We start from the raw sequence: 991 nt of genomic DNA, 5'->3' as shown, positions 1-991 counted from the left end.
CCGGCGAAGTCGGGGAGTGCCCGGAGCCGGGCCACCGCCTCCATCGTGCGGGTCACGTCGACCTGGAGGAACTCGGTGACGTGCGGCGCGGTGAACGCCGATCCCGACATCGCGGCGGCGGTCGCCTTGCGGACGCCCTTGACCGCGATCCGCTCCTCGCGTTCGGCGGCGGCGCGCGGCGCCTGCGCGGCCTGCGCCGGGGGCGGACCGGCCTGGGCGGCGAGGACGTCGTCGCGGGTGATCGAGCCGTTCGGGCCCGAGCCGGTGATCGTCGTCAGGTCGACGCCGAGGTCCTTGGCCATCTTCCGGACGGGCGGCTTGGCCAGCGGCAACCCGTTTTCCACAGGCTGTGGACGAACGGGCGCCGCAGGCGGCCGAACGGCGGGCGGCGCGGGCGGCGTGGGCGGTGCGGGTGCCGGGGCCGCTGCCTGCGGCGGCGCGGGGGACGGGGCGGGCACCGGCGGCGCGCCGTTGGCCGCCTTGCGGGGACGGCGCTTGGTCGCCGGCTCCTTGACCCCGTAGCCGACCAGGACGGGCTGGCGTTTCGGCTGCTCAGGCGAGGTCATCCCGGGTTCGTCGGCGGACGGGACGCCCTCCTCGCGCATCGCCGCGGCCTGCGCCGGGGGCTCGGAGACCGGGGTCGCGACGCCGCCCTCGGCCTCGGTGCTCACCGCGATGATCGGCACCCCGACGTCCACGGTCTGGCGCTCGGTGACCAGCAGCTCGGCGACCACGCCCTCGAACGGGCAGGGCAGCTCCACGATCGCCTTGGCCGTCTCGATCTCCACGATCGTCTGGTTGACCTCGACGGTGTCGCCGGGCTGGACGTGCCACTTGACGATCTCCGCCTCGGTCAGTCCCTCGCCGACGTCGGGCAGCTTGAACAGTTTCGGGCTCACCGGCGTCACCACGCGAAGGTCCGGTCGACCGCGTCGAGGATGCGGTCGAGGTCGGGCAGGTAGTGGTCCTCGAGGCGGGACGGCGGGTACGG

At 74.9% G+C, this 991-nt stretch carries 1 protein-coding gene; it reads right to left on the bottom strand.

The window, feature by feature from the left end; translation table 11 throughout:
- The coding region (locus amrb99_RS49460; protein WP_347257208.1) for a biotin/lipoyl-containing protein at positions 1–899 on the bottom strand (899 nt) is incomplete at its 3' end.
- Between the last annotated feature and the right edge of the window lie 92 nt (positions 900–991).

The organism is Actinomadura sp. RB99 (genome assembly GCF_014706005.1).
Taxonomy (GTDB): Bacteria; Actinomycetota; Actinomycetes; order Streptosporangiales; family Streptosporangiaceae; genus Spirillospora.
The sequence above is the reverse complement of the archived record's forward strand: the minus strand, read 5'-3'. Positions and strand labels throughout refer to the sequence as shown.